The sequence below is a fragment of the Mesorhizobium sp. M1A.F.Ca.ET.072.01.1.1 genome, from assembly GCF_004023325.1.
In the GTDB taxonomy this organism is placed as follows: domain Bacteria; phylum Pseudomonadota; class Alphaproteobacteria; order Rhizobiales; family Rhizobiaceae; genus Mesorhizobium.
The window spans coordinates 1-6,994 of record NZ_RZSF01000339.1 but is presented as its reverse complement, the minus strand read 5'-3'; the positions used below and the strand labels follow the sequence as shown (position 1 = coordinate 6,994).

At 63.6% G+C, this 6,994-nt stretch carries 6 protein-coding genes and 1 pseudogene; 4 read left to right on the top strand and 3 right to left on the bottom strand.

The genetic code is table 11. From position 1 onward, the window contains the following. Window positions 1–141 precede the first annotated feature (141 nt). From cyoB to cyoD, 3 genes are read left to right on the top strand one after another with little or no spacing between them, the layout of a single operon-like run. Complete coding sequence (cyoB, locus tag EOA32_RS30890) at window positions 142–2,145, top strand: cytochrome o ubiquinol oxidase subunit I (RefSeq protein WP_189407507.1); 2,004 nt, start codon at window positions 142–144, stop codon at window positions 2,143–2,145. Beyond that, window positions 2,142–2,861 (top strand): cytochrome (ubi)quinol oxidase subunit III, encoded by a 720-nt coding sequence (locus EOA32_RS30885; protein WP_095784114.1) that lies wholly within the window; start codon window positions 2,142–2,144, stop codon window positions 2,859–2,861. The genes cyoB and EOA32_RS30885 overlap by 4 nt, the downstream gene beginning before the upstream one ends. Further along, window positions 2,858–3,268: a cytochrome o ubiquinol oxidase subunit IV gene (gene cyoD / locus EOA32_RS30880; RefSeq protein WP_095778315.1), complete on the top strand. Its 411-nt coding sequence runs from the start codon at window positions 2,858–2,860 to the stop codon at window positions 3,266–3,268. Before EOA32_RS30885 ends, cyoD begins: the two co-directional genes overlap by 4 nt. A 136-nt stretch (window positions 3,269–3,404) precedes the next feature. On the opposite strand, the gene EOA32_RS30875 is transcribed toward cyoD, so the two are convergent. Then, window positions 3,405–4,562 carry a sulfite oxidase gene (locus EOA32_RS30875; RefSeq protein ID WP_095784115.1) on the bottom strand — a complete coding sequence of 386 codons (1,158 nt, stop codon included), beginning with the start codon at window positions 4,560–4,562 and terminating at the stop codon, window positions 3,405–3,407. 500 nt (window positions 4,563–5,062) lie between these two features. Between EOA32_RS30875 and EOA32_RS30870 the strand changes: the two genes are divergently transcribed. Beyond that, window positions 5,063–6,121, top strand: coding sequence for an aminopeptidase (locus tag EOA32_RS30870; RefSeq protein WP_128373732.1), 1,059 nt, complete (start codon window positions 5,063–5,065; stop codon window positions 6,119–6,121). 179 nt (window positions 6,122–6,300) lie between these two features. Here EOA32_RS30870 and EOA32_RS30865 read toward each other — a convergent pair whose 3' ends face one another. Continuing rightward, window positions 6,301–6,531: a hypothetical protein gene (locus EOA32_RS30865; RefSeq protein WP_067325155.1), complete on the bottom strand. Its 231-nt coding sequence runs from the start codon at window positions 6,529–6,531 to the stop codon at window positions 6,301–6,303. Window positions 6,532–6,719: 188 nt separating this feature from the next. After that, window positions 6,720–6,994 (bottom strand): annotated as a pseudogene (locus EOA32_RS30860) (anion transporter); the annotation flags it as partial.

Genomic DNA, 6,994 nt, shown 5'->3' with positions numbered 1-6,994 from the left:
GATCGTGCGCCAGACGCTGCCGCCCGGTCGGGGTCCCGCCGAAACCGCCGCCGGCGAGCCGCAGGTAAGCCCCAAGGCCCAGCCCAAGGCCGGGACGCCGGCGCCTGCCCAACAGCCGCAGCCGAAAGCGGGAGGATGACGATGCTCGGCAAGCTCGACTGGTCTGCCATTCCCTTCGATCAGCCCATCCCGCTGGGCGCCGCGCTTGTCGTCTTCCTGGCGGCCGCCGCGGTGCTGATCTGGGTCACGGTGAAAGGATACTGGCCCTATCTCTGGGACGAATGGATAACCTCGGTCGACCACAAGCGCATCGGCGTCATGTATATCGTTCTGGCGGCGCTGATGCTGCTGCGCGGCTTTGTCGATGCGGTGATGATGCGCACGCAGCAGGTGCTCGCCATCCACGGGCCGGGCTACCTGCCGCCCGAGCATTACGACCAGGTCTTTTCGGCCCACGGCACGATCATGATCTTCTTCGCCGCGATGCCCTTCGTCATCGGGCTGATGAACTTCGTCGTGCCGCTGCAGCTCGGCATCCGCGACGTCGCCTTCCCGACGCTGAATTCGGTGAGTTTCTGGCTGACGGCGACCGGCGCGCTCCTGGTCAACATCTCGCTCGTCGTCGGCGAGTTCGCGCGCACCGGCTGGCTGCCTTATGCGCCGCTGTCGGAGACGACCTACTCGCCGGGCGTCGGCGTCGACTATTATCTCTGGTCGATCCAGATATCCGGCGTCGGCACGCTGCTCACCGGCGTCAACCTGGCGACCACCATCCTCAAGATGCGCGCGCCTGGCATGGGCTATCTGCGCATGCCGATGTTCTGCTGGACATCGCTCGCCTCCAACCTGCTGATCGTCGCGGCCTTCCCGATCCTCACCGCCACGCTCGCCATGCTGACGCTCGACCGCTACCTCGGCTTCCATTTCTTCACTAACGGAGCCGGCGGCAACCAGATGATGTTCATGAACCTCATCTGGGCGTGGGGCCATCCGGAGGTCTACATCCTGGTGCTGCCCGCCTTCGGCATCTATTCCGAGATCTTCTCCACCTTTTCATCGAAGCCGCTGTTCGGCTACCGGTCGATGGTCGCCGCGACGCTGTTCATCTGCATCGTCTCCTTCATGGTCTGGCTGCACCACTTCTTCACCATGGGCGCCGGGGCCGACGTCAATGCCGCCTTCGGCATCGCCACCTCGGTCATCGCGGTCGGCACCGGGGTCAAGATCTACAACTGGCTCTTCACCATGTATGGCGGGCGCGTGCGCTTCGACACGCCGATGCTGTGGGCGCTGGGCTTCGTCACCACCTTCATCATCGGCGGCATGACCGGCGTGCTGCTCGCCGTTCCGCCGGCCGACTTCATGCTGCACAATTCGCTCTTCCTGGTGGCGCATTTCCACAATGTGATCATCTCGGGCGTGCTGTTCGCCGCCTTCGCCGGCTTCACCTACTGGTTCCCGAAAGCCTTCGGCTTCCGGCTGCATGAGGGCTGGGGCAAGGCCGCGTTCTGGTTCACGCTTGCCGGCTACGTGCTGGTCTTCGTGCCGCTCTATATCGTCGGCCTGCTCGGCATGACGCGCCGCCTCCAGCATATCGACATGGACCTGTGGACGCCGTGGCTGATCGTGGCGGCCTTCGGCATTGCGGTGATGATCGTCGGCGCCGCCTGCCAGGTCGCGCAGCTCGTCGTCTCGATCAGGCATCGCGACGAATTGCGCGACGAGACGGGCGACCCCTGGGACGGCCGCTCGCTGGAATGGTCGACATCCTCCCCGCCGCCCTTCTTCAACTACGCGCGGCTGCCGCATGTCGAGAACGAGGAACCCTACTGGGCCATCAAGCAGCGGGCGATGGAGGAGCAAAGGCCCGGCGAGGACGAAAGCTATGAGCCGATCGAAATGCCGCGCAACAGCCCGACCGGCTTCGTCACCGCCTTCTTCAGCACGCTGATCGGCTTCGCCCTGATCTGGCACATCTGGTGGCTGGCGATCGTAGGCTTCATCGGCGCCTATATCACTTTCGTCGTCTTCGCCTGGCGAGGGCACGGCGACTACGAGGTCTCCGCGGAGGAAGTCGAGCGCATCGACCGCGACGGCAGGGCCGCACAGCTTGCCTGGCTGCGCAGACGGGAGCGCGTGGCATGAGCGACATCACGGCCGGCAGCGCGGCGCGCGATCCCTACCGGGTTGGACGGTCAGGCGGGCATGGCCATGGGGGACACGGTCATGGGGGTCACGGCCATGCGGGACACGGCCATGGCCTGCTCTCGGCGACCGGCCACGGCCAGGGCGGCCCGGCCTCGAAGTTCGTCACCGTGGCCTACGGCTTCTGGATCTTCCTCCTGTCCGACATCATCATGTTCTCGGCTTTCTTCGCCGCTTATGCGGTCCTGTCGACGGCGACCGCCGGCGGGCCATCCGGTAAGGAGCTGTTCGAGCTGCCGCGCGTTGCGGCGCAAACGGGGCTGCTGCTCACATCGAGCTTCACAGGGGGGCTGGCGACGCTCGCGACGCAGCGCCGGTCGATGGCCGCCACCCAGTTCTGGCTTCTGGTCACCGGCCTGCTCGGCGCTGCCTTCCTGTTCCTCGAGGTGCAGGAATTCGCGGTGATGGCGAGCGAGCAGGCAGGCCCTTCGCGCAGCGCCTTCCTGTCAGCCTTCTTCGCGCTTGTCGGCTGCCACGGCACCCATGTCGGGCTCGGCCTGCTCTGGCTCGGTACCATGATGGCTCAGCTCTGGGTGAAGGGCTTCCGGCCGGAAATACTGCGCCGGCTCCACTGCTTCGGCCTGTTCTGGCACGCGCTCGACATTATCTGGGTCGCTATCTTCACCCTGGTCTATCTCTTGGGAGCGTCGCCATGAGCGACATCGACAGCCGGACCGACGAGGAACTCGACCGCCGCGATTCGGCGCCGGGCGAGGAGCGCATCACCGAGCATGAGCTGGCGGGAGGGCTGTCCGGCTACCTGCTCGGCTTCGGCCTGGCGATCCTGCTGACCATCGCCTCTTTCCTCGCCGCGCAGACCGGCCTGATCTACCAGCCGGCGGTGATCTCGGCCCTGGTGGTGCTGGCGATCGCGCAGATGGGCGTGCATCTGGTCTTCTTCCTGCACCTGACCACCGGGCCCGACAACACCAACAACGTGCTCGCGCTCGCCTTCGGCGTGCTGATCGTCGCGCTGGTCGTGATCGGCTCGGTCTGGATCATGGCCCATCTCAACCTGAACATGGCTCCGATGAGCGCCCATCAGGCCAGGATGATGCCATAAGGCGGCTCAACCCGCCGGCAGAGGCGTTCTCCCGCGTGGGTCGCCACCGTCACAGCCGGCCCGATCGACGTCATGACCCCATGCCAAAAGCATGGGGTCACATCAATGTGAGAGGGTTTTATAGACTTCCCGCCGGTCAGTGAATGCCGATGCGTCGCGTCACCTGACCGTTGCTTTCCCAGTAGGTATGCTTCTTGGCAATGATGGGATCGTCCATTGCGGGTTGGACCTGCCCTCCGGTACTAACGGCGCGCGAGGTGACTGTGTGCTCCCCGGCGGAGGGCTTGGGCCAGTCGACGGACCATATCTTCCAAGCGAAGTCCGCCTTTTCGGTTTCATCGATGGTCGCCGGCATCCATGGGCCGTCATCGATCTTCACCTCGACCCGCTCGATCGGCGCGCCCCAGGCCGCCCCGACGATCCTGTAATCATTGCCGATATGAGTGACCCGGGCCGGCGCAGACTTCAGGCGCGCCCTCCCGACAGAGGTTTCCATCCATACCGTCTCTCCGTTGTGCTCCTCCTCGCGCAGCGTGACATAATCGCGTCCCATGAACTGGTTCACGAAGCGTTGGTCCCTGACTTCGATACGCTTGAGCCATTTCACGTTCGCGATCCCGTACCAGCCCGGCGCTATCAGCCGCAGCGGGAACCCGTTATCGGCAGGCAAGGCAGTGCCGTTCATCTCGTAGCAGAGGATATTTTTGGGGTCCAAGGCGTCGGCGAGCGACATGCTGCGCGCAAAGTTCTGCGTAAACTTGACGTCGTCGGCTCGCTTGATTTCACCTTTATCGGCGCCCCAGAAGACAATCTCGATGCCACTGTCGAGGACGCCGACCTCCATAAGGATCGGGGCGAGCGGCGTGCCCGCCCAGCGAGCATTGCCAATCCCGCCATTGAAGAACGGCAGGCCAGTATTGCCCGAACATTCGACCGTGAACGTGACTTCCTGGCGTGGTCGAGCCTTGATGTCGGCGAGCGTCAGGGCAGTCGGCTTTTTGACGGACCCGCCAATTTCGAGCTTCCACGTGCTTTCGTCGATGACCGGCCGGTCGAAATGCGCGATTGAGAAGAACTTGTCGTTGGGCGTCACCCAGGAATCGAGATCCTCCCACACCAACTGATTTTTGATGACTTGCGGAACCGGGTTTGGCGGCAGCTGATCGAGCCATTTGATGACTTCCTCGCCGGCCCGGGTTGGAAAAGCATAGGCAATCCGCGATTGAAAGGACGCCAGCGCCACGAGGGTTGCCCCTCCTCGAACCATGAATTCACGTCTGGGAAGGTAATGCATGATCACTTCTCCTCCAGTGAAAAGCTCAGTTCTCCTTCAGTGAGTAAATGCGAATAGCGACCGCGATCGCGCAAAGCAGAAGCCGGACGCGGCGGGCAATGATGAGAGCGCGTGGAACAACCCCCGAGTTGGAAGTGCGCCCTAGTTGAAGCGACGTCTCCCGCTCTCAATGCGCCGGCGTGTCAGGTCCGAGCCGGCGGTCTTCAACTATACGCCCTATCTGTCGTCGTGGCGAGGGCAAGGGCTGGCATCTTCGCATCAGGACTCGATACCTGCATCGTGCTCCAAGCTTGAATGCCGCCGACGATTGATGCGTTGCATCTTGTGAACGGCATGGACCTGGTCAGCACCGATGTCAGCTCTGAGGCGTTGCCGATCCTGCCAAAGTCCGACCCGTGACGTCCCACCAGGTCTTGACGAAGATCGGCGGGCCTGTTTGAGACTCGGGGTCAAATGGGGACACGTGCTCCACGGGGAGACAAACAGGCGGTGGGCAGGCTGTGAGGCGCGTTTTTCGATTGCTTGCCGCGGCGATCCTGGCGGCCGGCGTGGCCGGGTGCACCAGCATTTCCTACTACGCGCAGTCGCTGGAGGGCCATGTTGAGATCATGGCGGCGCGCAAGAATGTCGGCAAGCTGATCCGCGACCCCGCAACGCCGGAGGCATTGCGCGTCAAGCTGACGTCGGCGAGCGCCATACGCCGCTTTGCCACGGATGAACTGGCGCTGCCCGAAAACAGCAGTTACAGCAGCTATGTCGACATCGGCCGGGACGCTGTGACCTTGGCGGTTTTTGCCGCGCCGCAATTCTCGCTCACGCCCGTAACATGGTGCTTTCCGGTCTTCGGCTGCGTTCCGTACCGGGGTTACTTTTCCCGGAAATCGGCGGCTGAGAGCGCTGCCGAACTGCAGCGACAAGGGCTGGACGTTTACGTCTCGGGAGTCACCGCATATTCGACGCTCGGATGGTTCAGCGATCCGCTGCTCAGCACCATGCTGCGTCAGGACGACACCTATCTCGCAAGCCTGATCTTCCATGAGCTGGCGCATCAGAAAATCTATGTGAACGGCGACTCCGCGTTCAACGAGGCTTTCGCGGTTTCGGTCGAAACCACCGGCGTCAGGAAATGGCTCCGCGCCACCGGCAATCGCGCGGGATTGCGCCGCTACGAAGCCAATCGCAAGCGCAGCGCCGATTTTCTCGGCCTGATAGCGAAAACCCGGGACGAGTTGCGGCAAGTCTATGGAAGTCCGCGTAGCCCGCAGCAGATGGCCGCTGCCAAAGCAGCCGCGATCGACAGGCTGCGGATGCGCTACCGGCGCATGCGCGATACGCGCTGGGCCGGATACCGGGGCTATGACGCCTGGTTCGATAGCCCGATCAACAACGCAAAGCTCGCCGCGACTGCCGTCTATGGTGAACAGGTTCCGGCGTTTCTTCGCCTGTTCGACTTGTGCTCCGGCGACTATCCAAGGTTCTACGCCGCCGTTCGAAGGATCGGGAATTTGCCCAGACCTTCGCGTGCGCAGATGCTGAAGATCGTGGCGGCGTGCGATTGACCTGAACAGGCAGGGGCTGGCCGCGCGTACCCGACATGAGCGAAGCCAACTCGGGCAGCCGATCACACAGGGCGCGCCATATGCGATTGCCCTTAGGCAGCCGCGCGGTGCCGCGACGCCCCAAAAAGGCCTCTTGCGAAGCCTCGTCGCAACAGAGGCGCCCGGTCGGCGCGCGGCCCCTAGCTCGAAAACGTCACGGTCACGCCGCGCTGGCGGAAATAGGCCTGCATCAGCTTGCGGCCCGCGCGGTTGTTGTGCGCCAGCTTGGCCGGCTCGAACACCGCCTGTTTCAGCCCTTCCCGCGCCATCGCCGCCTTGAGCGTCGCGATATGCGCATCGATGTCGGCGTTGTCCGCGCGGATCGAGGCATAGATGCTTTCGGTCGCTTCGGCCACGGTCGGTTCGCTCACTTGTGTCGTCCTTCGGTTGATTGCGCGGCGGCTTAACCGGGCCTGAAAACAAAAACAAGGCTCCATGGGGCCTTGTCGCACTCACCTCTCAGGAGAACCCTGCCCTATTCTCCCCGCCAGTTGCTTGGCGTTTTCCGGCGTGATCGCCCGCGCCGACGCGATCGCCCCAACGTAAAGGCGTCCAACGGCTACGAAGTGAGCGCCAGCCACGCCGTGCCGAAGACCAGCGTCAACAGCGTCAGCGGCAAACCGACCTTGAAGAAAGCTGCGAAGGACAGCTCCTTGCCGGCCGCTCTTGCCTGCTCAGCGACGATGAGGTTGGCGACCGAGCCGAGCAGCGTGAAATTGCCGGCGAGCGTCGAGCTCATCGCCACGACCAGCCACGCGCGGTGGGGGTTTTCGAGCCCCGGGATGAACGGCCTCAACGCCAGCACCGCCGGCACGTTGCTCATGACGTTGGAAA